The following is a 25,875-nucleotide window of genomic DNA, read 5'->3' as shown; positions in this document are numbered from 1 at the left end:
CAGACTGCCTCGTTGTTAAAACGGTAACAACGGGGTCAGCCAGCCGGTGAGGGCGACAATCCATCCGGCAATTGGCGAAGCCGCTATGGCCGAGAGGAACGCTCCCGAAGGGATGTACGTGTTGATCACATAGATGAGCACGCCAAGCGCAATAACACCTTCCACAAAACCAAACACGCCGCCCAAAAGATGATTAACCGAAGAGAGAAACGGGAGACGCGTCACAATGCCAAGCGTCTCATCGAGAATCCAGAAAACAAATCCCACCAATCGGCTGATGATAAGGAAAAGCACGACAAACAGCACAACCGTAAACGGGGGCGAGAGCGGAATCCACGCAGAAAGCCAACTGCTCACGTAGGGCATGGCATAGCCGGTAGCAAAGATGGAGAAGACGGCGCCCACGAGACTTCCAAGCGTATGGAAGAGCCCAAAGTAGAGCCCGGCAAGTGTGAAGAGACCGAGCACGACAAGAAGAATAAGGTCCATGAGAGAAAAGGTCATAGAGTTTCCATTTTAGGGAAGAGCGGCTCCCCTTTCATTATTGGTTTTCCGGGCTCGGCAAGTGCGCGCTTCATTCGTTCGGCCGTCTCCGGCAAATAGGAAGCCAACATGTCAGCAATTTGTCGGAGAAGATGCAAAAGGTGCGCAAGCTCGTCTTTCACCTCATCGAAACGCCCCTCTTTCGCCATCGCCCACGGTTTCGCGTTCTCAATATCTTGATTGGCGATACGCACCACATCCCACACCAGAGAGAGAGCTTCGCTGAAACGATACTGGTCAGTGAGCTCCTCAAAATAGGCGCGGTCCACGGAAACTTGTTTTCCCTGAGCGGAGGGAGCAGGCGCAATCCCCTCTGCGTACTTCTCTGTCATGGTGAGCACACGATGGAGCAAGTTGCCAAGCTCATCCGCAAGATCACCGTTGTATCGTTCGTCAAACCGTGAAAGCGAAAAATCCCCGTCTGCCCCATAAACAATCTCGCGCAGAAGATAGTACCGCAGGGCGTCTGTGCCATAACGCTCGACCATCGCAAACGGATCCACCACATTTCCAAGCGACTTACTCATCTTCGCCCCATCCGCGGTAATAAAACCATGTATGAAAATTTGTTCGGATGGAGGTAACCCCGCCGACAGCAACATAGCCTGCCACATTGCCGACTGTTGGCGAAGGTTGTCCTTCCCCGCCACCTGCACCCCAGGCCAGAAGGTTTCAAAATCACTTCCCTCCTTGGGCCAGCCAAGCGTAGAGATATAGTTAATGAGCGCATCAAACCAGACATACATCACGTGCGCTTCATCACCCGGCACGCTTACTCCCCACGGCATTTTCTCTTTTAGTCGCGAGATGCTGAAATCCTGCAACCCAGCCTCGACGAAATTTTTGATTTCGGTCAGCCGATAGTCCGGCACGACAAAATCCGGATGTGCCGTATAGAGATCCAGGAGGGGTTTCTGGTAGTTGGAAAAACGGAAAAAATAATTTTCCTCCTCGCGCAGCTCAAGCGCAAGGTTCGGATGAACGGGGCAACGGCCATCGGTCAACTCCGAGTCTTGTTTCTCCAATTCGCACCCGACGCAATACTTTGTCTGATAATTTTTTTTGTAGATGTCGCCGTGCGCATCGCAACGCCTCCAAAATTCCTGTGCCGCCGCGACATGGTCTGGCGATGTCGTACGAATAAAATGCGTGTAGGAGAGGTTAAGCGCCGTCTTCAGCCGATCAAATTTTGCGGCATATTCATTACAGTACGCCTGCGGCTCTTTCCCCTGTTCGAGAGCCTTTTGATAAATCTTCTGGCCATGTTCGTCTGTGCCCGTGTTGAAAATAACTTCCTCTCCCTTTTGGCGATGGAGGCGCGCCACAACATCCGCCTGCACAATCTCAAGAGCGAATCCGATGTGCGGATCGGCATTTACGTAGGGGAGAGTTGTCGTGAGATAAAAACGAGACATATTAAAACCGTGCGGGCGCAAGCACGATCACACACTCACCTTTGATGCTATCACCCAAAAGAGCGTCTGTCACTTGCGCCGGCGTCCCGCGATAGATATGTTCGTGCAGTTTTGTAAGCTCCCGGCAGAGCACCATCTGGCGCTCCGGCAGAAGAGCCGAAAGAGACGCGAGCGCCTTCACAATACGGTGGATAGATTCGTAAAACACTACCGTATGTTCGATGTGAACAAGCGAACGGAAAAAAGCTTCTCGGCCCTTTTTCTGCGGGGGAAAACCGAGAAACGTGAAGGTGTCTGCAGGAAATCCAGAGACACTTAACACTGCCGTAACTGCGGACGGCCCGGGGATAGGAATGATCTTTGCTTCATCCCCAAGAGCGCGAAGAACATCCTCTACAAACCTCCCGCCGGGGTCGGAAATCGCTGGTGTTCCCGCGTCGCTTACAAGCGCGAGCGTCTTTCCTTCGGCAAGCAGCCGGATATACGCTTGGTGTTTCGCATCTGTGGAATGTTGATGCAGGGCGGCAGTGCGTACGTGGATGTCGTACACAGAAAGAAGTTTTGCCGTCACGCGCGTATCCTCGCACAGCACAAGATCGGCCGACGCGAGAATCTCACGCGCCCGCGCAGAAATATCCTGGAGGTTCCCAATGGGCGTCGCCACGACAAAGAGCGTTCCCATAGCTACTCTCCTTCTTGCTGTTCACTTTCCACTTTCTGTTTTTCTCCGAGCGGGTCATAGAGCTCTGTGTCTGGATGGATCGCCGCCCATGCGAACCAATACATAGGACGGAGAAATACATCGCTTGCCACGCCCGCCACATCTTCTCCCCTCGCACGAAGCACACCTGTGTTCTCGTTAAACGTCATGACAACTTTGCGCCCGAGAACCGTGTCGGTGATACTTCCCTCTTCCACCAAATACTCGCGCGGGTACGCTTTCGTCTCGCCTTCCGGTCCTGTATACCCAAAGACGAGTTCCTTTGGGTGGAGACGAATGTCACGACGGGAAAGCGGGAAATACACTAAACGATTTTCTTCGTAGCCAAGATAAGGATTACGCGTATAGTCACGCACAGCCCCGGTGTTTTTAGAGAGCACGCGTCCTGTTGTGCGTTGTGCCTTCCACTTTTTCCAGGTGACGATTTCCGATCCTATCGGTGCAAGATCGCGATCAAGGAATTCCCCATTCACCGCCCGTCCTGTTGTTTGCGGCCAAAGGCTTCCCGTCTCGCGATCAAGCAAGAGAACGTTTGAGTTCCATAATTTTCCACTCACCGAAAACAAGAGGGTGCGGCCCTCCACACGGCGATCGTAGACCATCGCGCTTCCCACAAGAGGATCGTAGGTAACAACAATGGGCACACCGGCAATCATGTCGTTCACAACCATGTGCCACACAAGAATCTGGAAAGGATAGAATTGTGTCTCGCCGCCCAGGGATAGGGAGACACCCTCGCCTTCATCATACAAAAATATATCCGCTTCGCTTGGGGAAATAAACGCGGGGGCGTCAATGGCCGGAATGGACGAGGACGAGAGGCCGGAGTCATACACTTCCTCACGCGGGATACCCCACCCTTCGCTTTGCGCAAACGGCTCGATACGAGGCCCTGCGGTTCGCGCTCGATATTCTGCAATAAAAAGCACGACGGCAAAAACCGCTAAAATCCCAAGAAAAATTCTTCCGCGTCCCTGCATAGTCATGCGTCACTCTACCAAATTGCCTTATTTTTTGCTATGCTGTTTACCTATGATAGACCAAAATACCGAAGATTTCCTTTGCTGCGCACACGCGCAAGTGGGAGAGCAGGCGCCAGACTTTACCCTAGAGGGAGTAGATACGGACGGAGTTACCTTCCGCACCTATCCCCTGAAAAGCCACCGTGGTGAATGGGTTGTCCTTTTCTTCTACCCGCTCGATTTCACATTCATTTGTCCCACGGAGATCACACAGTTCTCCACGCGCTTTGCGGATTTTCAAAAGCTCAATACAATCGTGTACAGCTGCTCAACCGACAGCGTGCATTCGCACAAGCAGTGGCTCAAAGAAATCGGGCCTCTCAAATTCCCCATGCTCTCGGACATGACGCAAGAGATGAGCGACGCGTACGGTGTTCTTGTGCACAGTAAGGGCATCACGCTTCGTGGCACCTTCATCATTGATCCCGAAGGAGTCTTGCGCTACGCCGCATACAACGATCTCGACGTCGGACGATCCGTAGATGAGGTCCTGCGTGTTCTTGCGGCGCTGCAAACCGGCGAACGCTGTCCCGTAGATTGGAAGCCGGGTGAGCAAACGCTTGGAAAATAGACTCGAGCGAGGAAGATAAGGTGGACGTAGCGGTTACACGCCCGAGCCTACTTTTTCAAGAACTCGATGAGTGTTGTTACACCGGCTCCGGTGCCGCCATAACGGGTGTACGCATTTACCGGCCGCTCGGCAAACGCGGGACCGGCAATGTCTAGATGAACCCAGGGAATTTCCGCGTCAACAAATTCTTGCAGGAAGAGACCCGCGGTAATGGCGCCGCCGTATTTCCCCCCGATATTTTTTACGTCGGCAATTTCAGATTTGATGAGATCTTTGTATCTCTTCTCAAGTGGCAGCTCCCACATCTTTTCGCCAGCCGCGGCAGCCGCTTGCAATATTGCTCCTGTCAACTTGTGGTCGTTCCCCATCACCCCTGTTATCTCTTCACCAAGTGCCGCCATGCACGCACCCGTAAGTGTGGCAAGGTCCACAAGAGCGTCGGGCTTCAATTTGGACGCATACGAAAGACTGTCGGCCAGCGTCAAACGTCCCTCGGCATCCGTATTCAACACCTCCATCGTCTTTCCATTGAGCGCTTTGAGTACATCGCCCGGTCGAATGGCGTTTCCCGACGGCATATTTTCACAGGCGCCAAAAATCCCGTGCACTGTAACCTTTGGAGCAACCCGCGTAAGCACCGAGAACAACCCAAGCACCGCCGCGGCACCGGCCATGTCGCACTTCATCGTCATCATGTAGTCGGCCGGTTTGAGAGAAAGACCACCGGAGTCAAACGTGATGCCCTTCCCCACCACCGCAACCGTTTTCTTTGCCCCGCGTGGCTTGTAGATAAGGTGGACAAAATATGGCGGATGAACAGATCCTTGACCAACGCCGGCAACCCCCCCCATACCCATCTTTTCGATCTGCCCTGCTTCAAAAACTTTTATACGAACGGCTCCTTTGCTCACCTTTGCGATGTTTTGCGCCGCGAGCGCCAAATGTCTTGGCGTCATCTGTCCCGCTGGCTCATTCACAAGGTCGCGCGCAAAGATCGTTCCCTCGGCAGAAAGTTCGCCTTCGCCCACCCCCCTTGCCCCCGCACGCACATGAGCAGCATCCGAAGAGACGATAGTCCAGGACTCTACTTTCGGCGTCTTTTTCTCTGGTGCCTTTTTCCGTTTAACAAATTCATATTCGGCAAGCCGTACGCCTTCGGTCTGTGCCTTTGCACACAGAAGCGCCGACAACTTCCCTGCTCCTGCGCCGTGAAGAATCGAGACGACGCGGCGCGCCCCAAGTTTCTTCGCTGTGTTGTACGCAGCAGCGCTCACCTCGCGTACGGTTTCTAGAGAAAAATCTTTTCGTTCACCGAGTCCAACAAGAAGAACCCGTGAGCCGGGAATAACACCCCCCGTCCGCACTAGAAGCGTCTCCCTCTGTCCGCCATTAAACTGCTCCTCCTTCATGAGTTTCTCCAAAAGCCCCCCAAGCGCTTTATTAACAGATCCCGTCGCTCCGCCGGTTTTCTCCACACCAGAGAATTCATTTACCACAAGAAGGTCGGCCTTTTGTTCCTCCAGTCTGCCTTTGACGATAGTGATGTTCATACGGAGCTACCCTAGCAAATCAACCCCCACAGGGCAATGATCGGAGCCCATAACATGGTCAAGAATAAACGCGCGTTTAATTTTTCTCTTGAGCGCCGGCGAGACGATAACATAATCAATGCGCCAACCGACATTGCGCGCACGGGCATTGCTCCAGCGCGCCCACCACGTGTAACGATCTTTTTCGTTTGGGTGGAGCAGACGGAACGTGTCCACGAACCCCGCCTCCACTATGCGCTCAAACCCTTTGCGCTCTTCGGGAGTAAAGCCGGCGTTTTTCACATTCTCTTTCGGTCGCGCAATGTCTATCTCCTCGTGCGCCACATTGAAATCGCCTGTGGCAATCACGGGTTTTTTCTTTTCAAGGGCTTTAAGATATTTCAGAAACGCCGGGTCCCAAACTTTATGTCGGTACGCCAGACGTCCCAAGTCCGGCTTTGCATTTGGTGTATACACGTTGACCAGAAAAAAGTCTCCGTAATCGGCCGTGATCACGCGCCCTTCCCCATTAGCGTCCCCATACTCGTCCGTAAGCACCCCGCCTTTGACAGGTAAATCAAAAGAAACCGAGAGAGGTTTTTGCTTGGAGAAAATCGCGGTGCCAGAATATCCCTTTCTCTTCTTTGCACTATTCCAATACTCCTCATAGTCCGGCAAATCTACGACGGCTTGGCCTTGCTCAGCCTTCGTTTCTTGTAGGCAGAGAATGTCGGGATGGTGTTTTTTTATAAAATCCGAAAGACCCTGCCGCAAGACCGAGCGAATACCGTTGACATTCCAAGAGATAATCGTGCGCGTGCGCTTTGGCATAGATATTGCAGAAATTGTATCACGGACGGAGTCTTCCATTATGTATTGACATTTCGACCGTTTTTTGGTATTCTGTCACCTCCATTCGGCAAGCAAGCCGAGGAGAAAACAGGACATTCCCATGTTATGTAGTTAGATCCTACTTCCAACGTCCACCGTAAAATTGTAGGACGTCGGCCCCCTGAAGGCGTGAAATGCACCTTTCAAGGTAGGGCCGATGGTGGCCCTGCCTTGAAAGGTGCATTTCGCACCAGAAAGGCAGACCGACCATGGACATCGAGCTCAACAGTGAGGAGATGCAGGAAATCCGGAAGGATCTCGAAAATCGCGGGTTCAGCTTCCTCGAGTACCAGCAGGCCCGCGACAAGGCCATCAAGGAGAAGAAGGCACAGAAGACGCGCCAGGCGCGCTTCATGCTGCACCCCGACCTCACGGTTCGCGACGAGACGGGGACGCTCAAGCTGGCGGACATCCTGACCGCGATCGAGCGCGACCGCGAGTGCAACCTCCCCGAGGACATCACGCAGGCCCACGGGCTCTGCTGGGTCCTGCAGAGTCTGGAGCACCTCGGAACGATCCTGCCCGAGGCAGACCGTGCGGCACTCGCACGGGTTCTCACGACGGACACGTCGTGGACCCAGATGACGGAGATCGTGCAGGAGCTGCCGATCCTCTTCGCCTGGCTCCCGATCGAGGAGCGCGTGGAGACGGCGCGGACGCACATCCTCCGCCGCTCCCACGACCCGACGTGGCTCACGGACGTGATCCTGACCCACCGGGACGGCAAGCAGATGATGCGCGAGATCGTGTGGGAGCTCATCACGACGAACACGGATGGCTCGTTCGCCGGGAAGTTCCTCGACTCCTCCGATGGATGGGCCGCCTCCCTCTGGCCCTGCTTCGAGGACGTGAACGACTTCCGCAAGATGGTCACGGAGTGCGCACGGCGGGCTCCGCTGGCGTTCGTTCACCGGTGGTGGCTCGCTACGGCATTCGCGGCGCACCTCCAGGCCGGCAACCCGCCACCTCCGCCCCACAACGCGTTCTACAACAAGGGCATCAAGGAGCTCATGGCGCTCGCCCGGGTCGGCTTCGACTGGGCCCTGCCCATGATCGAGGCGACGACGAGTGCGCTGTCGCAGCCGAACATGACGGCGAAGCACGTCGACACGGAGAGCCTCCGCGCCCTCCCGATCGGCGTGCGCTACGACATCCTGCGCGCGCTGCCCGCGTGCGACTCGTCCTACACGATCGCCACCCACCTGCTGCTCGACATGCACAGGAACACGTGGGGACGGGAGTGCGAGCAGCTGCTCGGCAACCTCCTCCGGCGCCTCACGCCGGAGAACGCCCCCTACCTGTACCGCCACATCCTGGCCGCCGAGATGGAGGAAGGGGGCACCGGCTACGTCAAGTCCGTGAGGCCACAGAAGGGGCGCGAAGACGAGGGCACCAAGACCGTGCCGCGCGAGAGCATCGTGCGCCAGGCATGGTTCTACGAGGCCCTGCAGTCGCGCGTCATCGAGTGCGGCTGGCAGTTCGTGAAGCCCACCTACGATGGCTTCAGCCGCACGAAGCACCGAGAGCTCTACACGGCCACGGTCGTGCAGAGCGGACAGACGCTCCGCTACGAACTCGAGTGGCCCCAGGACCAGATCGACCGCCAGCTCCTCGCCGCGCGGACCGACGTGCTCGTGCCGGGCTTCCCCCCGCGCGATACGCCGCCCGTCGCGCGCGACTGCTGGCGCTTCTACCCGCTCGCGGACGCGCCCTGCACGTTCGACACCCACGCTATGCGGGTGCGCAAGCTCACGGATCCCAACGACTGAACGTTCCTTCTCTCCATCCTCCGTAGCCCATCAAGGCGAAGGAGGACCTAGCGACCCCACGGGGTCGCTTTCGACTTTTATACCTCTCTTATTCTCCCCCTACCTCAGCCGATAGATTTTTTCATTGGCTACAGCCGGATCGGCTTCAACCGTGCGCGCAAAGCACGTGTATCCGGCCCCATGGGTAAAAATGTCTGATGTTTCCGCAATGGGTCGGCCCATATAAGGCGGCGATTCTTTTCCTGTAGAAGCGCGATCAAAAGTTGCACAAAGCTCAAATGACGCAAGGTCGAGTGGCCGATACTCATAGGCAGCACTGGTGCCCGGATCGCGCACAAGCATATCAAGCGTTTCAGGAAGTTCGCCATCCCGTTGGTAGAGAGAAAGCACCTCCCATTGCAAAGAGCGAAGATCGTTTACGCGCCGTTCATCAAGCGACTGTGACCGCCGCACGTTTGGTAAACCAATCACCCAAAATGCGTCAACCACAGAAAGCGCGAGTAAAATATAGACGAGGATAAACATGAAGCGTGCGCGTTTGGACGGGTGAAGCGCGTCATGTTTCAAGTGCCACCATTCGTAAGCAAACACGGAACCGGCAACCACGAGCACAGCCAGTGCTTTCAAAATAAACCGCGTTGTGAGATCCCCACCGGTGAGGTGATATACAAGCGTAGCTAAATCAATCATGGCCGTGACACCCGTCACAAAAAGCGTGAAGTATATGGGGAAATGCGGTCGAATAATGCCCTGGCTCCGAATGAACCGCATCGTCACGACAAAAACAGGGAACGCAATAACCACCGAAGAAATCCCCCACCGCATGGCGCCAAATGTCATGTCTTGATAGATAAGCGGGTCCGGAAAGAGCGCGTTGACAATTTGGAAGTAGAGCGTGATAAGCCCCACGACAGCCCAATAAAAACTGATGAACGCAAGCAAATGCAAAAACGCATTGCGTGTAAAGATAGGAGATGACATAGTGGGAAAATTGTAGCAGTTATTCCACGAATAAGCGACCGCGGCGGCGTACAACAAGTTTATCGGCGATGAGACGCTCGATCATAGCCGTCATCCATGCGGCATCGCGTGGTGTGTAGGCCGGATCAACCACAGAACCCACATGGCGCAGGCCCACCCCACGAATGTGGGCCGCCAGTTTAAGAATACGCCCCCGGTAAATGCGGTCAGGATATTTTTTACCGATGCGAATACGCTCGCGGGATTTCTTAAGAGAACGTTTTGGCGTTTTTACTCCTCCGGAGAGAAATCTTGGCGCCGTTTTGCACTCCGTACGCAACGGACAAATCTCGCACAGCGGTTTCTTCTTACAGATCATTGTGGAAAGATCAAATAACGCTTGCGGAACGTCGTAGAACTGATGCGCTCGTCCAAAAACTATTCTCTTATTCTCACAAATTAGCCGATCTATTTTGGGTGTTGGGTAAGGCTTGCCAAAAAACACACGCCCGAGAACGCGGCGAACGTTCACATCAATCGGCAGAGCCCTCGTGCGCAAAGAGAACACCGCAAGCGCTGCCGCCGTGTACGGCCCAATCCCTTTGAGTTTCTGCCAATCCGTCTCCGACTTCGGCACTCCCTGCCCCACAACAGTTTTTGCCACGTCGCGAAGCATAAGGGCACGGCGATTATACCCAAGCCCCGACCACGCGCGGATGACTTGGGCGTTCGTTGCTTGCGCTAGAGATCTCCACGACGGAAACTGCGTGAGCCATTTTTCGTAGTATAAAAGGACGCGCGGCACCTGCGTCTGCTGAAGCATAACTTCCGAAACGAGAATCTTGTACGGGTCTCGCGTGCGGCGCCAGGGCAACTTCCGGCCGTGTTTTTTATACCAGGAAAGCAGTTTTTCCATGTCCGTAGTATAATCGCTCCATCATTTCTATGAAATGGCTCCGGAAATACACAACCACGTTCTCGTTAGCTCTTTCCGCGCGACTTGTGTATCGTCTCCCTTTTGTTCTCGCATTAATCCAAGACCTTATTATTTTCGGCTCTCTCCTCTTTTTCTTCCAAGCATTTCCTAAAAACGCCGTATCGTTACCGACTCTGTTGACAACCATCATCTTAAACGCCCTTCTTGCTCCGCTTATCATCCACGCCCAAGTCATGCACACCATCGCCGACGAAATCAGCGATGGAGGGCTTGTAAATTATCTCTTGCGCCCAATCCGCTATTTCGGATTTTGGTTTAGCCGCTCTTTAGCCCTCCGGTCTATCAATGCTGTCATTGGCCTTTTCATTATCGGCATTCTTGTCGTTGGTTTTCCCTACATCGAGCTTTTACCACCGGCAAACACCACGTCTTTACTCCTCTTCATCCTTCTTCTTGTCGGCGGCCTTCTTATTGCCGTTCTGCTCGACATGGGGGTAGGCACGGTCGCGTTTTGGACACACCGCTCTTTTGGTCCACGTTGGCTTATGTATGTCGGCATGTACTTCTTGAGTGGTATCTACACTCCTTTCATGCTTTTTCCAGAGTCCGCGCGCGCGATCCTGACGCACACACCGTTCGCCTACATTCTTTACACCCCCATCCAAGCATATCTCGGAAATTACTCCACATGGCCAGAAATTCTCTCTATTCTTTTGACTCAATGGTTTTGGGTCGCACTCATCTTTACCACCCTTTCGCTATCCTGGCGCGCTGGCGTCCGTTCTTATGAAGCTTATGGTCGGTAGATATTTTCGCATCTGGAAAACCTGGAGCGTTTTGCACATGGCTCACCAATCAAGCTCACGGTTGGATATGTTGACCTTCTTTGTCGGAAAACTTCTGCGCATGGGGATTTTCTTTGCCTTCACCGTCGCTCTCTTCACACACACACAAAGTATAGGCGGATTCGGGAAAGGCGAGCTTCTGCTCTTCTTCGCCATCATGAACGCGATTGATGTCATCGTTCAGCTTTTTTGGCGCGGCCTCTCCCACGTGCACGAGCTGATCCATGCTGGGGCGCTCGATACCATTCTTACAAAGCCCCTCTCGCCTCTGTTTTGGGCCGCGTTCCATATGTTCGATCTCTTTGACGTGACGACCCTCCCCGTTGTTGGATGGATGGTATGGTACGCTCTCTCTTCCCTCTCCGTGCAACCTTCCTGGGAGGGATGGCTTGCGGGAGGCGTGTTGTTCCTTTGTGGCATCGTGATCGCGTTTGCCTTCAACCTGATGAGCGCTGCTCTGGGCTTCTGGATGGAGTCCGGTTATGCCACGTGGTTTTTGTATCGCCACTTTCTGGCAAGCGCGCGCATCCCGCCAGAATTTTTCCCCTCCCTGCTTCGCTCCGTCTTACTTTTTGTCATTCCGATTTTCTTGATTGTCGCTTTCCCCGTTCGCGCCCTTCTTGGAGAACTATCTCCGATCCTCGTGGGAGTCGCCATCGGGCTGACCCTGCTATGGTTCTCTGCCTCCGTCATGGTCTGGAACAAAGCCGTGCGGCACTATACTTCCGCCAGTTCCTAACCTTTCAAACCTTTCCCCTATGCCCATCATCGAACTCCATTCTCTCTCCAAGACCTATCGCTCGTATAAAAAACAGGCGGGGTTTTTGGGAACGCTTCGATCACTCGTCCATCGGGAGTCTCTGGAAGTTCCCGCAGTGCAAGATCTCACGTTCTCCATCGAGGAAGGAGAGGTCGTGGGATTCCTCGGCCCAAACGGCGCAGGGAAAACAACAACGCTCAAGATGCTCTCGGGAATCCTCTGGCCCACATCGGGGAGCGCAACCGTCATGGGCTTCGTTCCGTGGGAGCGTAAGGATGCCTTCCGTCGGCAATTCTCCATCGTCATGGGACAGAAAAATCAGCTGTGGTGGGACCTGCCTGCAAAAGACAGTTTCCTTCTCAATAAGGAAATCTATGAGATCCCCGATCAGACGTATCGTAAACGCGTGTCGGAGCTTTCCGAGTTCTTGCGCATTGAAGACGTGCTGGAAATTCCAGTACGCAAACTCTCACTTGGCGAACGCATGAAGTGCGAGTTGCTCAACTCACTCCTGCATAATCCGCGTGTCCTCTTTCTGGACGAGCCGACCATCGGGCTCGATGTCGTCTCCCAACAGTCTATCCGGGACTTCTTGCACACATGGAATCGTGAAAAGAAAACCACCATCGTTCTCACCTCCCATACGATGGCAGACGTAGAGGCGCTCTGCCGGCGCGCCATCGTGATTGATAAGGGTGTTCTCTTTTATGATGGATCGCTCGAAACGCTTGTGGGAAGCGTGATTGACTACAAAGAAGTGACCGTCGTCCTGGAACATCCGCACACGAAAGCGGTACTCGAAGGCTTCGGAAAGTTGGTAGAGTTCCACCCGCAACGAGCCGTGTTTCACATCCCTCATAAGGAGGTCCGCAGCCGCGTGGAAAAAATGCTTGGCGCTCTTCCCCTAAGCGATCTCCTTATTGAAAACGTACCGCTCGAGGAAGCAGTACGTTGTATTTTCGAGCGGCGCAGGGGGAAGGAAAATCATTGAATCCTCTTATAAGTGTAGATGGCGGAGGGCTGATCGAGCGTTACAACAAGCGTCTGCCAATCATCATCCATTTCGTAGGTGTAGCGAACGCCGCTCCCCATCGAACCCGTACGGAGCGGGCCTGTGCCAAGCGGGAGCGTGGGCGTGTTTGACTGTACGACGACATCCGACCCCGGACACTCGACTTCCGGATTTTGACGATCACGCGTCACGTACAAGAGCGTGCTCACGGCACCGGAAGACGGGTCAATATCTCCTGTGTCCCCGACGACGTCGAGATCCACTTCCAGTTCGCTGAAAAACGTGCCGGCGACCATTCCTCCAACGGTGCAGCTCGGCAAACGCTCCGTTCGCTCGGTGCTATAGTCGTGGGAAAGAGTTTTGTCGGCAGAAAATGTCAGATAATGCCCGGCAAACGGATTCGTGACACCGGCAACTTTTTGCTCTGCAAGCACCCACGTTCCCACAAGCGCTTCATCTACCCCATCCGTGATGATGCTGTTGTGTGCCGTCCACGCGGCATCGCTTTCGGGTAAGTCGTCCGGGTCCGCTACGTCCACGCTCGTATCGATCGTCGTGGTTGAAGGGGCGCAACCGGCGCCCAGAAGAAGAAGAATGGCAAGAAGAGAGAGAAGACGTGTCATAAAAATAGAACACCCCGCCCTTCACGAAAGGCGGAGTGTGAAATTATTTGGACTCTTTATAAACCGTGTGTTTGCGGACAAGCGGGTTGAACTTCGAGAGCTCGAGGCGTTCCTTGAGCGTCTTTTTGTTTTTCCGCGAGAAGATGACGTGCCCTTTCCCCGCCCCGGTGTTGTCCCCCTGGGACACAAGTTTGATGAGGTTTTCTTGTGACATATCGTGGCAAATTAAACCACGACACGGTTCTTGTGTCAAGAATCCTATCTGGCAATACTAATATCTGCAGCTGCCTCCGGGTCACATGCACCGACGGTCACCACACCCGCTGCGTTGCGCATAAGGTAGTAATCCGTAAACGCCGCCGTGCCACCGCTCGGATCGGTTGGAACACTCCCCAAGTAGCCCTCCGTTGCAAGGCCCGTAAGGTCCACACAAGCTGCCTGTGTCGTTTGTGCTGTACATCCCGCATTACATCCGGCAGCGTTTGTCCCAATCACATGATAATTTCCTGCCGTCAGTGCCGCAATGGAGGCAAGATATGCGCCGCCGTTGTCCACTTGATCCGTCTTTACGGCCGAAATAAGGGCGCTCACATCACTCCAGCGTTGCGAATCGCGCGCTTCTTGAAACCGCTGTGCCGGATCCAAAGCGACGAACACTCCCGCCGCGATGATCGCAATGACCGCGATCACAATGAGGAGCTCAACAAGGGTAAAACCTCTTTGTTGCATAAAATGAGAAAGATAAAAATTAAGAAATCATGTATACTATAGCAAAATCTGCGTACACAGGTGCGTGCCCTGTGGAAAAATATGCCTACCCGAAAAACAATCGTCAAAGCTAAAGACAAAATCGTCTCGGCGGTAAAAGTTTCTCCTGCGGGAAAAACGCCGGGCCGTGCGAACGTTGAAAGTCTCATTGAGTCCGCAAAGTCGGCCCGGGCCGAAGATGCTGTTGTCCGCTTGTTTGAAACGCTTTCGGCATATGCGTATGGACTCCGCGCCTCAGATATTCATATTGAACCAGATGAAAAGCAGGGGCTTCTGCGGCTTCGTGTGGATGGAATTCTCCGTGATGATTTTACGATTCCCCTGCCCGTGCACGTCCAGCTCATTGCACGCCTTAAAATTCTCACGCGCATGCGCACCGACGAGCATCATGCTCCGCAGGATGGACGGTTTAAATTTTCCGTAGGCGAGGAGACAGTGGATGTGCGCGCTTCCATCATTCCCACCACCCAGGGCGAGAAAGCCGTTCTGCGGCTTCTCTCCAGCCAATCGCACAAACTTTCTCTGGAGCAGCTCGGACTTGCGCCAAACGACCTCGCCCGCGTGCAGCGCGCTATCAAACGCCCGTGGGGTATGATTCTTGCTACCGGACCAACCGGATCGGGAAAAACAACAACGATCTACGCCATCTTGGAAATTCTAAACAAGCGAGAGGTAAACATCTCCACTATTGAAGACCCCGTGGAGTTCGAAATCAAGGGAGTAAACCAGAGCCAAGTGGACCAAGTGGCCAAGCTCACGTTTGCCACAGGCCTCCGTTCCTTGCTGCGCCAAGACCCCGACATCATCATGGTAGGAGAGATCCGCGACCAAGAAACAGCAAAAATCGCCGTTAATGCCTCCATGACCGGTCACAAGCTCCTCTCCACTCTCCACACAAATGATTCCGCCACAACGATCCCCCGCCTTATTGATATGGGAGTCGAGCCTTTTCTTGTCGCTTCCACATTGAACTGTTCTATCGCACAGCGTTTGGTACGCCGCACATGTCCTGACTGTCGTGGGCAGAAATCTTTTTCAAAGAAGGAAGCCGGACAAATTCTGGCAGAGAATGTCATTGAAAAGTTATTTGAAAAGAAAAGTTCCGTTACCGTGGCCGAGGCAAAAGGATGCTCCGCTTGTGGACAAAGCGGGTACAGGGGGCGGCTCGGTATTTATGAGGTGCTGGAAAATTCTGAAGCAATCCAAAAACTTATCATCGGGCGCGCAAGCAGTGCGGAAATTAAAAGGCAGGCACTCGCGGAGGGTATGACAACAATTGAAGAGGACGGCATTCGTAAAATTGTTTCTCTCGATACAACTGTGGAGGAATTTATTCGCGTCATGCAAGAGTAGCTATGGCAAAGAAAAAGGAGGAGAAACCAAAAAGGGCAGTACAGAAGAAATCTACGGGGCGGCGAAAAGTATCTTTGCGTTCGCGTCTGTTTGTGCGTCTTTCACACACCGAGCGCATGTTGCTTACGAAGTATCTTGCGGTACTTCTGCGCTCTGGGGTTGCCATCGATGAAGCGCTCAATATTCTTGTTCAGCAGTCATCCGGACCACTCAAAGCCATCCTCAACGAACTGGAAGACGCCGTAAAAAGTGGGCGCACACTCGCCGACGGGATGGAGCAGTTCCCCCATGTCTTTTCGGCGGTCTACATTAACTTGATCCGCGCGGGTGAATCGTCGGGAACTCTTCAAGCAAACCTCAACCACCTTGCCACGCAGCTGCAAAAACAGCATGAACTCCAACAAAAAGTGCGCGGCGCCATGCTCTACCCCATGATTGTGCTCGCGGGCGCTATCGTAATCGGTGGATTCATCTTTCTGTTCGTCCTTCCTAAAATCATTCCTCTCTTTCAGACGCTTAAAGTCGAGCTTCCCTTCACCACACGCGCCATTCTGTGGACGCTTGGCTTTGTAAAGACCTATCCGCTCTACGTGCTTGCCGGCCTGTTCTTGCTTGTCCTTCTCTTTCTTGTCGTTCCGCGCATCCGGCATCTCCGCCCCATCACACACTGGATCATTTTGCATATGCCGGTTATCCGGCACCTCTCGCGCAATATCAACCTGGCCCGTTTTACGCGACTTATGGGCACGCTTCTCGCAAGCGGTATGCCGATCAACGACGCGCTCACCATTACGCGATCTGTGTTGAAGAACTTTTACTTCCGCAGACTATTTGAGAGCGCGCAGGCGGGGGTGTCGCGCGGAAAAACCCTCACCGACATTCTTGAAAGTATGCCGCATCTCGTGCCACCGATGGCTATTCGGTTAGTGCGCGTTGGGGAAGAAACGGGAACATTGCCAGAGATGCTCGACTACCTCGCGCAATTTTACGAACAGGAGGTAGACGATTCCGTGCGGAATATCTCCTCGCTTATCGAGCCCGTGATGATCTTGAGTATTGGTGTCTTCGTCGGCATTCTTGCTTACTCCATTATCTCTCCCATCTATCAAGTTGTTGGCTCCATATGATGCGCCGGGGCTTCACGCTGTTGGAACTTATTCTCGTCATCGGTCTGTTTGCGCTCCTGGTCACTGCCGCAACAGCGGCGCTTCCTTCCCTGTTTGCTACGGACAGCGATGAGCCAGCTCTGCGCGTGGAAAGTTTGTTGCGCACTTCCGCTCGCCGTGCGCGAGACGGCATGAGTGGCCTTCCGTGGGGTGTGTATCTCCCCTACAACGAAGTGACACGATCGGCAACAGAGGTGGTGCTCTTCGCCGGAACAAGCTATGCCCTACGCGACACAACAAAAGATATTGTGTCGCCTTTCGAGAAAGATGCACACTTCTCCTCCGTCACCCTGAGCGGCGGAGGCCCTTCTAGCGGGAATGATCATGAAATTGCCTTCGGACTGTTTGACGGAGAAACAAGTCAATATGGCTCCATTGCGATAGACTATAAAGATGCGACGTATGTCATTTCTATTTCCGAAACCGGCATGGCAGTACAATGAACGTGGGTCCATCCTCCTCGAAGCTGTCCTTGCGGCAGCGATACTCATCACTTTTTTTGGGGCAGCCGCCGGACTTGCCGTAACAGTCAACCAAGAAACCGGGTCGGCCCTCATTGCACAAGAAGCGCTGTGGAGAACAATGGAGGGAATCGAGGCTATGAAGACGATTCGGTTTGATGATCTCCCCATCACCAACCCCGGCATCGTTGTGTGGAATGGCACTTCGTGGAGTGTCGCCGCGGGCGGACCAGAGAGTCTCCCCGGGGGATTTTCTCGAAGCGTGAGCGTCACCGAAGTTGAGCGCGATAGCAACTGTTTAGTGGTTCCCACTGGCGGGACGGTGGATCCGGACAGCAAGGATGTCGAGGCAACGACCAACTGGACCGACACCGCTGGACGCGTACAGACAGTCTCTCACTCTGCCATTCGCACGCGCTATCAAACGCCGACAAACCCCTGTTTTCTCAATGAACAATCAAGCTCGGTCATTTTGGATGTGAGTGAGGCGGAGTGGTTTGGAGGAAAGCAGTTGCGTGAAATCGAGATCGAAAATACCGGAGGCGCAGACGTCGTCATTGATAAAATAATCTTCACATGGACAAACGCAAGCACCATAAGTCAAGTATTTATCGAATCGGTGAAAGTTTGGTCAGACACGGGGCCGGGAACGCCACCTGGGCCGCAACTGACAGGAACGACCCTCAATATTGCCGACTACACGCTTTCCCCAAGCGATAGGGATGAAATGAATAAAGCACAGTTTGCCGATAACATGGAGGGAACGGTAGTAACACTTACGCTTGTCTTTGGTGATGGGTCCACGCTCACAAGCGATCCGTTTATCCCAGATTAATATGCGTGCTCCCAAAGGTCTCACTCTGCTTGAAGTCGTGCTCTACATTGCCGCATTCATGATCATCGTGCCGGCGGGTGTAAAAGTTTTTTTAACGATCACCCACGCGGCAGAGGCGTACCGCTCGCGCGCCACTATGGAGCAGACCGCGGCTCTCATACTCTCGCATCTTCACACCCAGTTGACGGAAGCGCCGACGCTGTTGGCCACATCGTCAACATTCGGGAACGACAACGGAGTACTCGTGTACCAAAACCCCGCGCTAGAGACGGTCACCATACGCTTGGCGTCGACAACCGTCACGTTTGGCGGAAGTACACACGCGATCAACCGACTGCAAATTCAGATAGATGCAGCTCCTTCTGTGTGGGTAAGCGCCAACACGATTAACGTGACAAAATTTCGATTTGATCCCGTATACGACTCGCTTGCTGTTCTTCGTGGCGTAAATATTTACCTGGAGGCCTTCATGTTGGCACCTAACGCGACAACGCGCAGTGCCTCGTTCGATTCTCAAACGGCGATCGCTCTCCCGCCCTCTCTCATTGTTTTATGAAATCTCAGTCCCCCAAAGGCATCGTGCTTATTCTCCCGCTCCTCATCATGGGTATGGTGAGTGTTGCCGCCCTCGTGCTCTTGAGCCAAACAGGGATCGAGAGCATCGCGGGCTCTTATGAACAGCGGCAAGCACTTGAAACACGCACCGCGCTTTTTGGATGTCTGGATGAGGTGTTCATACAACTCTCTGCAGACCCCGCATGGAATAATCCAACCGTCTACACAAACGCGGCCACATGCACGGTGGCCCTTTCGGCCCCCGCCCCCGGACAAACAAGCGCGCTGGTTACGCTCACAAGCGGAGACATCGTGCGTGGAGTAAAAGCCGTTATCACTCTCTCCCCTGTCATTTTGATTGAGAGTATAGAAGAAACTCTTACGCCATAAAACAAAAAAGAGGCAGAAGCCTCTTTTTTGTGTGCACACGCTTAGAAGCGGGCGCGCTCTTCCTTCGGACGAGCCACGTTCACACGCAGCTGGCGTCCATCGAAGTCTTGCTGGTCAAACATTTGGATGGCCTTTTGAGCCGCCGCATCTGTTTCCATGACAACGAATCCGAATCCGCGAGAACGTCCTGTTTCGCGGTCCGTAAGGATGGTGGCCTCAAGCACGTTACCAGCTTGCGAGAAGTGCGCCTTGAGCGATTCATCGGTGGCTTGGTACGGGAGGTTTCCCACGAACAACTTGTTTTGTTCCATAAGAAAATTTCACTGAATAATGCCCGTGCACGACCTTTCCTGCTCGCACTTAACTCAAGTTACGCACTTGCTAGCCAAGGGAACTGTCACAGACTTGGAAGGAGAGTATCACAAATCCCTAAAAATTGCAAGCCCGCCGGGGTCTGACCCCTAGAAGGACCAGCGAGTAAGGGCAGGGGGGTGGAGGATGAACCGTGTCCCGAACTGGGACTTAAAGGCTGAAAACCCGCGCCACATGACAGGATCTTTTGGGGCCCAAAACGTGTCGAAGTCCAAGAACTTCATGGATTTGTTGAGAGATTCTAAAAACCAGCGCTCCATGAGGCCAAAACCGACGGAATCCATTTTCGCCCGCGGATGGATGAACGAAAGGAGGTGCACGGATTGCCCGATCTCTGGAACATCAAAGACACCGAGCCCTGCCTCAAGCGGAGCACCTGGACGGTCAAGTCGAGCTCCGAACAGGCGCACGTGCACGCCGTGCGCTTGAATCTTCTCGCGAAGCACGTGTGTGAAAAGACGCTTGATGAAGTACGGCTTATCCGTTTTGCGATACGAATGAAGAAACTCTGCGTACGTGACCGGCTCAAGACGCCAGGTACTGGCCGCGTGAAAAGTTTTGAGATGCCGGCGGGCGTGCGCGCTCCATGTTCTCGTCATGTCCCCAGAATCAAGTTCGACAAACCCCGTGAGTCGAGGAACTGTCCACGTTTCTGATAGCTTCCACCCGCTTGGCTGCTCGTTGGAACATATTCTCTGCCAAATGATTTTGCGCGGCCAGCCTCGCCGTTCTATGTACGGTTCCTCATCCGCGACATATTTTTCAAATGCCACAGGCCCGTACCGCCACCGAGCTCCATAAGCCCCCGGCCGTCCGACAAATTGATAATGCTTTTTCGCGGTACACTCCCGCCGTATGTATGCCTCGCTCTGTGTATATCGCCTATAACCATCTGGAAGCGCCGCCCCCACACAAATAGTTTTTCCCAACTCCCCCTCGTACCATAGGTGGTCAGACATACAAACGTTGAATGTTTTCTCGCATGCGCCCCGCCCAACGCACGAGTGGATGCGGTAAATCCATCATCTGCACACCGAACTGTGCCTTGAATCGAGAAAATCCTTTCCAATCTTTTGGCGAACCAGGCGCCCAGAAAACACCGAAGTGAAGAGCGTGGAGTTTCTGGGCCATTGCGCGGTCAAACCACTCCATAATAAGCCCGGTGCCCGCTGAAGATGCGCGTGCGCTTGGAAGCGTGAAGGCAATGTGGTGGAAGGAGAGGCGGCATTCGGGAACATCCACCGTCGCAAGCCCAACCTCAAGGGGCCCGTCTGCGCGCCGGAGCGCCCGAAGGTGAAGCAAACCCCCATGTCCACGTGCGATCCGCCGAAGCGAATCAATAAACATCGCTTTGAAAAGTATATCTTTATCCGTCGCACGCATGCCGGCAATAAACTCTTCAAGGGTCGGCTCGACCATCTGCCATTCCCTCTGCTCTTTCATCCACGCTCGCTCATGGCGCTTCGCCTGCGCACTCCAATATCGGTCACGGCAGTCTCCCACTTCTTGCACATCCACAAAACCGTGCCGGCGGATAATGGGAGCGATGCGCCCTTTTCGCCACCCGGCAGGAACCCTCGCATGCATATGCGTCCTCCATGAAATAGGACGAAATGGACCTTCCTCGATCATTGGTTCGTTATCTCCCTCGTACTCCTCACGCACAATGGGACCAAAAGCCGCGCGGACTCCCGGCGCCTCCTCTGTTCCCACAAAATAAAAACGCCCCCCCTCCCCTATATCTCGCCGGAGAAAATCCGCATTGGATCGGTAACAAATGCTCACAGTCGGGTCCCTGCAAAAACGTAAAGCACAACAAGCAGGAGGATAAGACAGAGGACAAAGGCAAAACGTGTGCGCATACGCCAAAAGTATAGCTCCCGCCCATAAAAAAGAGAAACGCTCCGAGGGAGCGCGGAGCGAAGAAGATCACTTAATGTGAATCACGGCGGGTCGCTCCACGGCGTCCCGGATGGTTGCCACGAAGCTTGCGAGCGTCATATGCCCCATCACAAGATTCCGCAGAGCCTTCGGGTTGGAAGCATCGTAGCCGTTGATGGCCACGTTCTCCAAGTGCAGCCGCTTGAGGTACGCGGCAACCTCCACGCGGGGCGGACGGTCAAGAAGCCAATCCGTGTCCACGTGGATGCCAAGCGTGCTTTCGACCTCGCTCACAATGAGCATGAAGTCGTAGCCATCAAGCCCAACGTCCCCGAAGACGCGGCTCTTGGGCGCCGGTTGCTTCGGCACGCAGAACCCGCGCCGTTCCAAGATAGCCCACACCGTGGCGTAGGCATCGGGCGAACGCAATCGTCGCATAAATGCCCCCGTTCTGTCTCCTTGTGTGGTGGGTCTCCCGCCCCGAGTGATCCTACCTTTCTCCCTCTTTCCCTGCAACCCTATGGCCTCCGTCCAAGATTGCGGGCAGAGAGCGCTAAGAAGCCTGCGGCCACAAGGGCCACAACGCTTGCCCACATTGGCACTTGCCACCCACCAATCTGCGCGCTCCAACCATACACAAGCCGCAAAAGGTGCAGAAGCGCCACGAGCGCAAAGACCGCTTCGCTCACGTGAAAAAACATTCTGTGTGTCATAGAAAAATAGTATAACCCATCTTCAAGCACTTTTCCCTATAGCAAAGAGGATATCGCCTTTGCGCATCGCCGGCGTCTCTTTCCACCACAGAGGTACGCCATCAGAGAGTGCACACACGGGAGAGGTGCGAGATCCGTCCAGAGGGGAATGATGTCCAAGAATACTTCCGCGAGAAACGTGTGTCACCCCCTGTCGGGGAAGCCATCTTCCGTCACAAGGAGCGTGATACATGACGCAGGAGCGTAACACGACCTTCTCTGTCTTTTCTGCCGATGGTGCTTCGATCATCCCAAGCGTCCCCATCATCGTGTGCGCCCAATCAAGATGGCGCGCCACGTCGTCCTCTCCATTGCTTGTGCGACTCCCTGACTCCGCCACGACATACATCTTGCCCTGCCGCGCCAGCGTCTTCGCTTTGCATGGCCACACCGTTTCCTCAAACATCACTACCTCCGCCCTCACGTGCCGGATAAACTGTTGCGCCAGCACATCGACATCCCGCTCTCCCGTACGATGGAGCCACACGAACGGCCGAAGCCCCTCGGTAAGCGCCGCGCCGTGCATGTCATACCACACGTCCGCCTGCTTGAGGGGACCATCTACAAGCCAATGGATGAGCCGCTCGGTTGGTGTGCCGTTTGCCCGGCCCGGAAACATGAACTTCGGAAACTTGTCATCCTCTGGATTGTGGCTGCACTCGGCCCAGAATCCTGCCCTATTCATGATAGGGATAACAACGAGACGGCCGGAAAAACCTCCCGAGTAAAATTCCTGCACGAGACGGCGTGCAGCTTCCATCCCCGCATACTCATCTCCATCCATTCCCGCCGTCACAAGAAGCGTCTTTCCGCCTGGCTTTCCCGCGAGAGTGAAAACACGGGGATTTTTTTGAAATAGGTCTAAAAACATGAGGGAATCATAACAGATGGTGTACAATCACGGAACCCTTATGATAGCGGAAACTCGCGTCGACCTGGCCCAAGATTTCGAGGAGTTACTCTTTTTGGCCCGCTCCGGCAAACAGTCGCTGGAGAAGTTTTTGAAAGACCTTCGCCGGCATCCGGAGTTTGTGCAGGATCACATACGGCCTCTGCTCTTTGAAACCGGTAAGGGGTACGAAAAACGTTACCAGGAAATTGAGAGTGGCCTTCGGCGTGAACTTCGGAGAAAACACGATGGGCAGGATACTTCCTCGTTGATACAGAAAAAATGCCGTACGATGCACGAGCTTCGTGCGTTGGCGGGTTTGCGGGGCGCTCTTTTGTGCTCCGCCGATTGGCAATCCCCTTCGTTCATGCACGCGCTCTTCTCCGAGGCAGGAATGCAAACGGGGAAAATCACCGGCACGATCAACGACTACAAGCGCGATCAAAATCTTGACGCAGCCGGTTATGAGGAGCGGTTCGTGAAGGAGTATATCGAAGCCCCGCTCCACCTCACGCCGCATGCCTACGCGACCTCAAGCGGAATGGCGGCTTTTACCACCGTAGTAAATTACCTCGTGCAGACAGGCGCCATAACCTCTCCCGTACTTGTGGGGCGGGAAAGCTATTTTGAAAATAAAGGTATTCTCCGAAAGACGTTCAGCGGCCTTATGCACTTTGTGGACGAGATGGACACGGATGCCGTCCTAAGAGCCGTCGAAGAGCACGCTCCGGCAGCCATTTTCCTGGACACGATTTGCAACACCGAACGCGTTGCCGCGCCAGACTTTTCTGCCCTCATCCCTCGCTTAGCAAAGGCTGTCAAACGTCCAACTTTTATCGTGCTCGACAACAGCGCGGCGGGCGTGATGTATCAACCATTGCAAGACTTCCCGGTTCTCTTCACAAACCTCCGCTTGATCGTCGTGGAAAGCCTCAACAAGTTTTATCAATTCGGTTTTGATCGCGTTACCGGCGGCATCATCTGGAGCGTGGGGCCATACGTATCTGGACTTTTTTCCGCGCGCGTCCACCTCGGCACAAATCTCCCCGACGCCTCGGCGCGAGCGCTTGCGGAGCCAAACAAGGGACTCCTCGTAAAACGACTAGGGCGTATCAGCCGCAATGCAGAGATGCTGGCGCACACTCTTGATAAGCATCTCGAGACACAGACGAACTCCCCCCTCTCGCACGTTGTATATCCTGGACTCCCCGCACACCCTGCATATGCATGGATGGGAACACGGCCCTTCAAGGGAGCTTTCTTTGTTCTCGTGTGGAAACCTGGCCAACAAACTGTTGAGCAGTATAAGAAATTCCTTCGTCTCGCTATAGAAGAGGCCAAGCGCGCGCATGTGCCACTCATTGCGGGAACAAGTTTTGGGTTCAACACGACACGCGTGTACTTGACCGCTCTCCACGCAGAACAAGACACAAACCCGTTCATCCGCATAAGTCCGGGAACAGAAACAATAGAGGAAATCCACGCTCTCGCCGAAATCTTCAAAAAGGCTATTAATCGGTTGTAAGGGGGCGTAAGAAAATTCCGCATAGGGCGTCGTATAGGGAAAGGTCGAACTAATTCCCTAGTGTTTCATTTGCCCTATGAAAAACATCTATCTAAGTATTCTGGCCGCAGCACTCCTTCTCCCCCCCACAAGCGGGTTTGCGCACGGTGACGACCAGACGAGGGAGAAGGATGAGGTCAAAGCTTCCGTAGAGATACGGGCGGAGGCGAATGGGGATGTCCCCTTCAGGGATGGTGTCCTTCCGCGAGGCGTGCAGAAGCGGCTCGAAAACGGTAAAGGTTTGCCGCCGGGTATTGCAAAAATACTGCATCGTTTGAATGACGACGATGACGATCGAGAGAAACGGGAGGATAAGACAGCGCCTGTTATAAGCAACGTTGTCGCCGAGGCCGACGTTTCGACAGCCGTCATTCGCTGGCAGACAAACGAACTGTCACGCGGGTCAGTAAGTTACCGCGCGGCGAACGATCCAACATCCCCAATACGTGTAAAGACCGCCGACGGATGGTCCATGAGCCATCAGGTAGAACTCACGAATCTGGCACCTGACACCACCTATTCGTTCTTTGTGGGAGCGCGTGATCGCGCAGGCAATGTATCCAACACAGAGAACATGACATTCCACACAAAGGTGAGCGAGCCTGTAAAAGATGTGACGGCTCCCAACATCGTCTATGCCGCGATCAACGCAAGGACGGCAACATCGGCTCGTTTGTTCTGGGTAACAAATGAGGCATCCGACAGTCGCGTGTGGGTGAGTAAAACAAGCCCAGTGGACATAAAAGCGGCACCAGCAGTACAGAAAGTGGAGCTGGCGTTCGTTCACCAATTAGAGTTGACCGGGCTTGAGCCCGACACGCAATACTACGTGGTGATGGGGAGCGCTGACGCGACAGGAAATGTTGGCACGCGCGAAGACCGATTCCACACACGACCGGCCCCCGTGGAAGACACCACCGGACCGGAGATTGTCTACGTGGCGGTAAGCGCAAAGACAGCCACCTCCGCGCATATCATCTGGGTAACGAACGAGGCATCCGACAGCCGCGTGTGGGCCAGCCTCGCCTCTCCGGTGGATACAAGTGGCGCTCCAGCACAACGTTCAGCCGAGCTCTCCTTCTATCACAACGTGGAAGTGACCGGTCTCCAGCCGGATAAGGCGTACCACTTTGTTGTGGGAAGCGCGGACGCAAGCGGCAACCTCACCGTGTCCGGCGAGAAAACGTTCGAGACGCTCGAATAACTCCTTTCATATGACATTCCAAAACAGTCAGTGGCAGAATCCTCCCGAGGCAGACAAAGAACCGGATGCAGGCGACGATAAGAACGG

The 25,875-nt window shown here is 54.2% G+C and carries 30 protein-coding genes; 13 read left to right on the top strand and 17 right to left on the bottom strand.

The window, feature by feature from the left end; translation table 11 throughout:
- Positions 1 to 15: 15 nt before the first annotated feature.
- From HYW18_02990 to HYW18_02975, 4 genes are read right to left on the bottom strand one after another with little or no spacing between them, the layout of a single operon-like run.
- Complete coding sequence (locus HYW18_02990; GenBank protein MBI2485086.1) at positions 16 to 504, bottom strand: CvpA family protein; 489 nt, start codon at positions 502 to 504, stop codon at positions 16 to 18.
- Positions 501 to 1,958 carry a methionine--tRNA ligase gene (locus HYW18_02985; protein ID MBI2485085.1) on the bottom strand — a complete coding sequence of 486 codons (1,458 nt, stop codon included), beginning with the start codon at positions 1,956 to 1,958 and terminating at the stop codon, positions 501 to 503. The genes HYW18_02990 and HYW18_02985 overlap by 4 nt, the downstream gene beginning before the upstream one ends.
- Before the next feature lies 1 nt (position 1,959).
- Entirely contained in the window at positions 1,960 to 2,640 is a 681-nt protein-coding gene (gene rsmI / locus HYW18_02980) for a 16S rRNA (cytidine(1402)-2'-O)-methyltransferase (GenBank protein ID MBI2485084.1), read from the bottom strand.
- 2 nt (positions 2,641 to 2,642) lie between these two features.
- Positions 2,643 to 3,659 (bottom strand): DUF3179 domain-containing protein, encoded by a 1,017-nt coding sequence (locus tag HYW18_02975; protein ID MBI2485083.1) that lies wholly within the window; start codon positions 3,657 to 3,659, stop codon positions 2,643 to 2,645.
- A gap of 52 nt (positions 3,660 to 3,711) precedes the next feature.
- On the opposite strand from HYW18_02975, the gene HYW18_02970 reads away from it, so the two are divergent.
- Entirely contained in the window at positions 3,712 to 4,272 is a 561-nt protein-coding gene (locus HYW18_02970; protein MBI2485082.1) for a peroxiredoxin, read from the top strand.
- Positions 4,273 to 4,319: 47 nt separating this feature from the next.
- Here HYW18_02970 and HYW18_02965 read toward each other — a convergent pair whose 3' ends face one another.
- Both HYW18_02965 and xth read right to left on the bottom strand, forming a co-directional pair.
- Entirely contained in the window at positions 4,320 to 5,822 is a 1,503-nt protein-coding gene (locus tag HYW18_02965; protein ID MBI2485081.1) for a leucyl aminopeptidase, read from the bottom strand.
- 6 nt (positions 5,823 to 5,828) lie between these two features.
- Positions 5,829 to 6,632, bottom strand: coding sequence for an exodeoxyribonuclease III (xth, locus tag HYW18_02960; protein MBI2485080.1), 804 nt, complete (start codon positions 6,630 to 6,632; stop codon positions 5,829 to 5,831).
- 269 nt (positions 6,633 to 6,901) lie between these two features.
- On the opposite strand from xth, the gene HYW18_02955 reads away from it, so the two are divergent.
- Positions 6,902 to 8,461: a hypothetical protein gene (locus HYW18_02955; protein MBI2485079.1), complete on the top strand. Its 1,560-nt coding sequence runs from the start codon at positions 6,902 to 6,904 to the stop codon at positions 8,459 to 8,461.
- 99 nt (positions 8,462 to 8,560) lie between these two features.
- Here HYW18_02955 and HYW18_02950 read toward each other — a convergent pair whose 3' ends face one another.
- Together HYW18_02950 and HYW18_02945 are read right to left on the bottom strand one after the other, a co-directional pair.
- Positions 8,561 to 9,442 (bottom strand): hypothetical protein, encoded by an 882-nt coding sequence (locus HYW18_02950; GenBank protein MBI2485078.1) that lies wholly within the window; start codon positions 9,440 to 9,442, stop codon positions 8,561 to 8,563.
- A 19-nt stretch (positions 9,443 to 9,461) separates the two neighbouring features.
- A complete protein-coding gene (locus tag HYW18_02945) occupies positions 9,462 to 10,337 on the bottom strand; it encodes an A/G-specific adenine glycosylase (GenBank protein MBI2485077.1) in 876 nt (291 codons plus the stop codon).
- Between the two features lie 29 nt (positions 10,338 to 10,366).
- On the opposite strand from HYW18_02945, the gene HYW18_02940 reads away from it, so the two are divergent.
- From HYW18_02940 to HYW18_02930, 3 genes are all read left to right on the top strand, one after another.
- Entirely contained in the window at positions 10,367 to 11,164 is a 798-nt protein-coding gene (locus HYW18_02940; protein ID MBI2485076.1) for an ABC-2 family transporter protein, read from the top strand.
- A 67-nt stretch (positions 11,165 to 11,231) separates the two neighbouring features.
- Positions 11,232 to 11,942: an ABC-2 family transporter protein gene (locus HYW18_02935; protein MBI2485075.1), complete on the top strand. Its 711-nt coding sequence runs from the start codon at positions 11,232 to 11,234 to the stop codon at positions 11,940 to 11,942.
- 19 nt (positions 11,943 to 11,961) lie between these two features.
- On the top strand, positions 11,962 to 12,954 hold the full coding sequence (locus tag HYW18_02930; GenBank protein MBI2485074.1) for an ABC transporter ATP-binding protein: 993 nt from the start codon (positions 11,962 to 11,964) through the stop codon (positions 12,952 to 12,954).
- Here the strand turns inward: HYW18_02930 and HYW18_02925 are convergent.
- The 3 genes from HYW18_02925 to HYW18_02915 are packed head-to-tail and all read right to left on the bottom strand — an operon-like array spanning position 12,948 to position 14,327.
- A complete protein-coding gene (locus HYW18_02925; GenBank protein ID MBI2485073.1) occupies positions 12,948 to 13,598 on the bottom strand; it encodes a hypothetical protein in 651 nt (216 codons plus the stop codon). The genes HYW18_02930 and HYW18_02925 overlap by 7 nt on opposite strands.
- Before the next feature lie 43 nt (positions 13,599 to 13,641).
- A complete protein-coding gene (gene rpmG, locus HYW18_02920) occupies positions 13,642 to 13,812 on the bottom strand; it encodes a 50S ribosomal protein L33 (protein ID MBI2485072.1) in 171 nt (56 codons plus the stop codon).
- A 44-nt stretch (positions 13,813 to 13,856) separates the two neighbouring features.
- On the bottom strand, positions 13,857 to 14,327 hold the full coding sequence (locus HYW18_02915) for a prepilin-type N-terminal cleavage/methylation domain-containing protein (protein MBI2485071.1): 471 nt from the start codon (positions 14,325 to 14,327) through the stop codon (positions 13,857 to 13,859).
- An 81-nt stretch (positions 14,328 to 14,408) separates the two neighbouring features.
- Between HYW18_02915 and HYW18_02910 the strand changes: the two genes are divergently transcribed.
- The 6 genes from HYW18_02910 to HYW18_02885 are packed head-to-tail and all read left to right on the top strand — an operon-like array spanning position 14,409 to position 19,126.
- Entirely contained in the window at positions 14,409 to 15,719 is a 1,311-nt protein-coding gene (locus HYW18_02910; GenBank protein ID MBI2485070.1) for a type II/IV secretion system protein, read from the top strand.
- Positions 15,720 to 15,721: 2 nt separating this feature from the next.
- Positions 15,722 to 16,846: a type II secretion system F family protein gene (locus HYW18_02905; protein MBI2485069.1), complete on the top strand. Its 1,125-nt coding sequence runs from the start codon at positions 15,722 to 15,724 to the stop codon at positions 16,844 to 16,846.
- Positions 16,843 to 17,328, top strand: coding sequence for a prepilin-type N-terminal cleavage/methylation domain-containing protein (locus HYW18_02900; GenBank protein MBI2485068.1), 486 nt, complete (start codon positions 16,843 to 16,845; stop codon positions 17,326 to 17,328). Before HYW18_02905 ends, HYW18_02900 begins: the two co-directional genes overlap by 4 nt.
- Positions 17,288 to 18,181 (top strand): hypothetical protein, encoded by an 894-nt coding sequence (locus HYW18_02895; protein MBI2485067.1) that lies wholly within the window; start codon positions 17,288 to 17,290, stop codon positions 18,179 to 18,181. The genes HYW18_02900 and HYW18_02895 overlap by 41 nt, the downstream gene beginning before the upstream one ends.
- 1 nt (position 18,182) lies before the next feature.
- Positions 18,183 to 18,737: a hypothetical protein gene (locus HYW18_02890; GenBank protein ID MBI2485066.1), complete on the top strand. Its 555-nt coding sequence runs from the start codon at positions 18,183 to 18,185 to the stop codon at positions 18,735 to 18,737.
- Positions 18,734 to 19,126, top strand: a complete 393-nt coding sequence (locus tag HYW18_02885) for a hypothetical protein (GenBank protein ID MBI2485065.1) — start codon at positions 18,734 to 18,736, stop codon at positions 19,124 to 19,126. The genes HYW18_02890 and HYW18_02885 overlap by 4 nt, the downstream gene beginning before the upstream one ends.
- A gap of 41 nt (positions 19,127 to 19,167) precedes the next feature.
- Here HYW18_02885 and HYW18_02880 read toward each other — a convergent pair whose 3' ends face one another.
- From HYW18_02880 to HYW18_02855, 6 genes are all read right to left on the bottom strand, one after another.
- Positions 19,168 to 19,437, bottom strand: coding sequence for an RNA-binding protein (locus tag HYW18_02880; GenBank protein ID MBI2485064.1), 270 nt, complete (start codon positions 19,435 to 19,437; stop codon positions 19,168 to 19,170).
- 150 nt (positions 19,438 to 19,587) lie between these two features.
- Entirely contained in the window at positions 19,588 to 20,457 is an 870-nt protein-coding gene (locus HYW18_02875) for a hypothetical protein (GenBank protein MBI2485063.1), read from the bottom strand.
- Positions 20,450 to 21,283 (bottom strand): hypothetical protein, encoded by an 834-nt coding sequence (locus tag HYW18_02870; GenBank protein ID MBI2485062.1) that lies wholly within the window; start codon positions 21,281 to 21,283, stop codon positions 20,450 to 20,452. The genes HYW18_02875 and HYW18_02870 overlap by 8 nt, the downstream gene beginning before the upstream one ends.
- A 144-nt stretch (positions 21,284 to 21,427) precedes the next feature.
- Positions 21,428 to 21,817 carry a hypothetical protein gene (locus tag HYW18_02865; GenBank protein ID MBI2485061.1) on the bottom strand — a complete coding sequence of 130 codons (390 nt, stop codon included), beginning with the start codon at positions 21,815 to 21,817 and terminating at the stop codon, positions 21,428 to 21,430.
- An 80-nt stretch (positions 21,818 to 21,897) separates the two neighbouring features.
- A complete protein-coding gene (locus HYW18_02860) occupies positions 21,898 to 22,092 on the bottom strand; it encodes a hypothetical protein (GenBank protein ID MBI2485060.1) in 195 nt (64 codons plus the stop codon).
- 22 nt (positions 22,093 to 22,114) lie between these two features.
- The gene (locus tag HYW18_02855; protein ID MBI2485059.1) at positions 22,115 to 23,002 is read right to left on the bottom strand and encodes a succinylglutamate desuccinylase/aspartoacylase family protein; all 888 of its coding nucleotides are present in this window, start codon (positions 23,000 to 23,002) and stop codon (positions 22,115 to 22,117) included.
- Between the two features lie 40 nt (positions 23,003 to 23,042).
- Between HYW18_02855 and HYW18_02850 the strand changes: the two genes are divergently transcribed.
- Positions 23,043 to 24,545 carry a PLP-dependent transferase gene (locus HYW18_02850; GenBank protein MBI2485058.1) on the top strand — a complete coding sequence of 501 codons (1,503 nt, stop codon included), beginning with the start codon at positions 23,043 to 23,045 and terminating at the stop codon, positions 24,543 to 24,545.
- Positions 24,546 to 24,621: 76 nt separating this feature from the next.
- Entirely contained in the window at positions 24,622 to 25,788 is a 1,167-nt protein-coding gene (locus tag HYW18_02845; GenBank protein ID MBI2485057.1) for a fibronectin type III domain-containing protein, read from the top strand.
- Positions 25,789 to 25,875 lie beyond the last annotated feature (87 nt).

The sequence above is a fragment of the Candidatus Uhrbacteria bacterium genome (genome assembly GCA_016187485.1).
GTDB lineage: Bacteria > Patescibacteriota > Patescibacteriia > UBA9934 > UBA10169 > JACPJO01.
Note: the sequence above shows the minus strand (reverse complement) of the source record. Positions and strands in the feature narration are given on the sequence as shown.

Excerpts from the sequence above, each read along its gene's own strand:
- HYW18_02890 (MBI2485066.1), top strand. The coding sequence starts at position 18,183 with ATGCGTGCTCCCAAAGGTCTCACTCTGCTTGAAGTCGTGCTCTACATT.
- HYW18_02850 (MBI2485058.1), top strand. The coding sequence starts at position 23,043 with ATGATAGCGGAAACTCGCGTCGACCTGGCCCAAGATTTCGAGGAGTTA.
- HYW18_02985 (MBI2485085.1), bottom strand. The coding sequence starts at position 1,958 with ATGTCTCGTTTTTATCTCACGACAACTCTCCCCTACGTAAATGCCGAT.
- HYW18_02945 (MBI2485077.1), bottom strand. The coding sequence starts at position 10,337 with ATGGAAAAACTGCTTTCCTGGTATAAAAAACACGGCCGGAAGTTGCCC.
- HYW18_02940 (MBI2485076.1), top strand. The coding sequence starts at position 10,367 with ATGAAATGGCTCCGGAAATACACAACCACGTTCTCGTTAGCTCTTTCC.
- HYW18_02880 (MBI2485064.1), bottom strand. The coding sequence starts at position 19,437 with ATGGAACAAAACAAGTTGTTCGTGGGAAACCTCCCGTACCAAGCCACC.
- rpmG (MBI2485072.1), bottom strand. The coding sequence starts at position 13,812 with ATGTCACAAGAAAACCTCATCAAACTTGTGTCCCAGGGGGACAACACC.
- HYW18_02885 (MBI2485065.1), top strand. The coding sequence starts at position 18,734 with ATGAAATCTCAGTCCCCCAAAGGCATCGTGCTTATTCTCCCGCTCCTC.
- HYW18_02910 (MBI2485070.1), top strand. The coding sequence starts at position 14,409 with ATGCCTACCCGAAAAACAATCGTCAAAGCTAAAGACAAAATCGTCTCG.
- HYW18_02955 (MBI2485079.1), top strand. The coding sequence starts at position 6,902 with ATGGACATCGAGCTCAACAGTGAGGAGATGCAGGAAATCCGGAAGGAT.
- HYW18_02935 (MBI2485075.1), top strand. The coding sequence starts at position 11,232 with ATGTTGACCTTCTTTGTCGGAAAACTTCTGCGCATGGGGATTTTCTTT.
- HYW18_02970 (MBI2485082.1), top strand. The coding sequence starts at position 3,712 with ATGATAGACCAAAATACCGAAGATTTCCTTTGCTGCGCACACGCGCAA.
- HYW18_02900 (MBI2485068.1), top strand. The coding sequence starts at position 16,843 with ATGATGCGCCGGGGCTTCACGCTGTTGGAACTTATTCTCGTCATCGGT.
- HYW18_02875 (MBI2485063.1), bottom strand. The coding sequence starts at position 20,457 with ATGTCTGACCACCTATGGTACGAGGGGGAGTTGGGAAAAACTATTTGT.
- HYW18_02965 (MBI2485081.1), bottom strand. The coding sequence starts at position 5,822 with ATGAACATCACTATCGTCAAAGGCAGACTGGAGGAACAAAAGGCCGAC.
- HYW18_02860 (MBI2485060.1), bottom strand. The coding sequence starts at position 22,092 with ATGACACACAGAATGTTTTTTCACGTGAGCGAAGCGGTCTTTGCGCTC.
- HYW18_02915 (MBI2485071.1), bottom strand. The coding sequence starts at position 14,327 with ATGCAACAAAGAGGTTTTACCCTTGTTGAGCTCCTCATTGTGATCGCG.
- HYW18_02895 (MBI2485067.1), top strand. The coding sequence starts at position 17,288 with ATGTCATTTCTATTTCCGAAACCGGCATGGCAGTACAATGAACGTGGG.
- HYW18_02865 (MBI2485061.1), bottom strand. The coding sequence starts at position 21,817 with ATGCGACGATTGCGTTCGCCCGATGCCTACGCCACGGTGTGGGCTATC.
- HYW18_02930 (MBI2485074.1), top strand. The coding sequence starts at position 11,962 with ATGCCCATCATCGAACTCCATTCTCTCTCCAAGACCTATCGCTCGTAT.
- HYW18_02845 (MBI2485057.1), top strand. The coding sequence starts at position 24,622 with ATGAAAAACATCTATCTAAGTATTCTGGCCGCAGCACTCCTTCTCCCC.
- HYW18_02990 (MBI2485086.1), bottom strand. The coding sequence starts at position 504 with ATGACCTTTTCTCTCATGGACCTTATTCTTCTTGTCGTGCTCGGTCTC.
- xth (MBI2485080.1), bottom strand. The coding sequence starts at position 6,632 with ATGCCAAAGCGCACGCGCACGATTATCTCTTGGAATGTCAACGGTATT.
- HYW18_02950 (MBI2485078.1), bottom strand. The coding sequence starts at position 9,442 with ATGTCATCTCCTATCTTTACACGCAATGCGTTTTTGCATTTGCTTGCG.
- rsmI (MBI2485084.1), bottom strand. The coding sequence starts at position 2,640 with ATGGGAACGCTCTTTGTCGTGGCGACGCCCATTGGGAACCTCCAGGAT.
- HYW18_02905 (MBI2485069.1), top strand. The coding sequence starts at position 15,722 with ATGGCAAAGAAAAAGGAGGAGAAACCAAAAAGGGCAGTACAGAAGAAA.
- HYW18_02855 (MBI2485059.1), bottom strand. The coding sequence starts at position 23,002 with ATGTTTTTAGACCTATTTCAAAAAAATCCCCGTGTTTTCACTCTCGCG.
- HYW18_02925 (MBI2485073.1), bottom strand. The coding sequence starts at position 13,598 with ATGACACGTCTTCTCTCTCTTCTTGCCATTCTTCTTCTTCTGGGCGCC.
- HYW18_02975 (MBI2485083.1), bottom strand. The coding sequence starts at position 3,659 with ATGCAGGGACGCGGAAGAATTTTTCTTGGGATTTTAGCGGTTTTTGCC.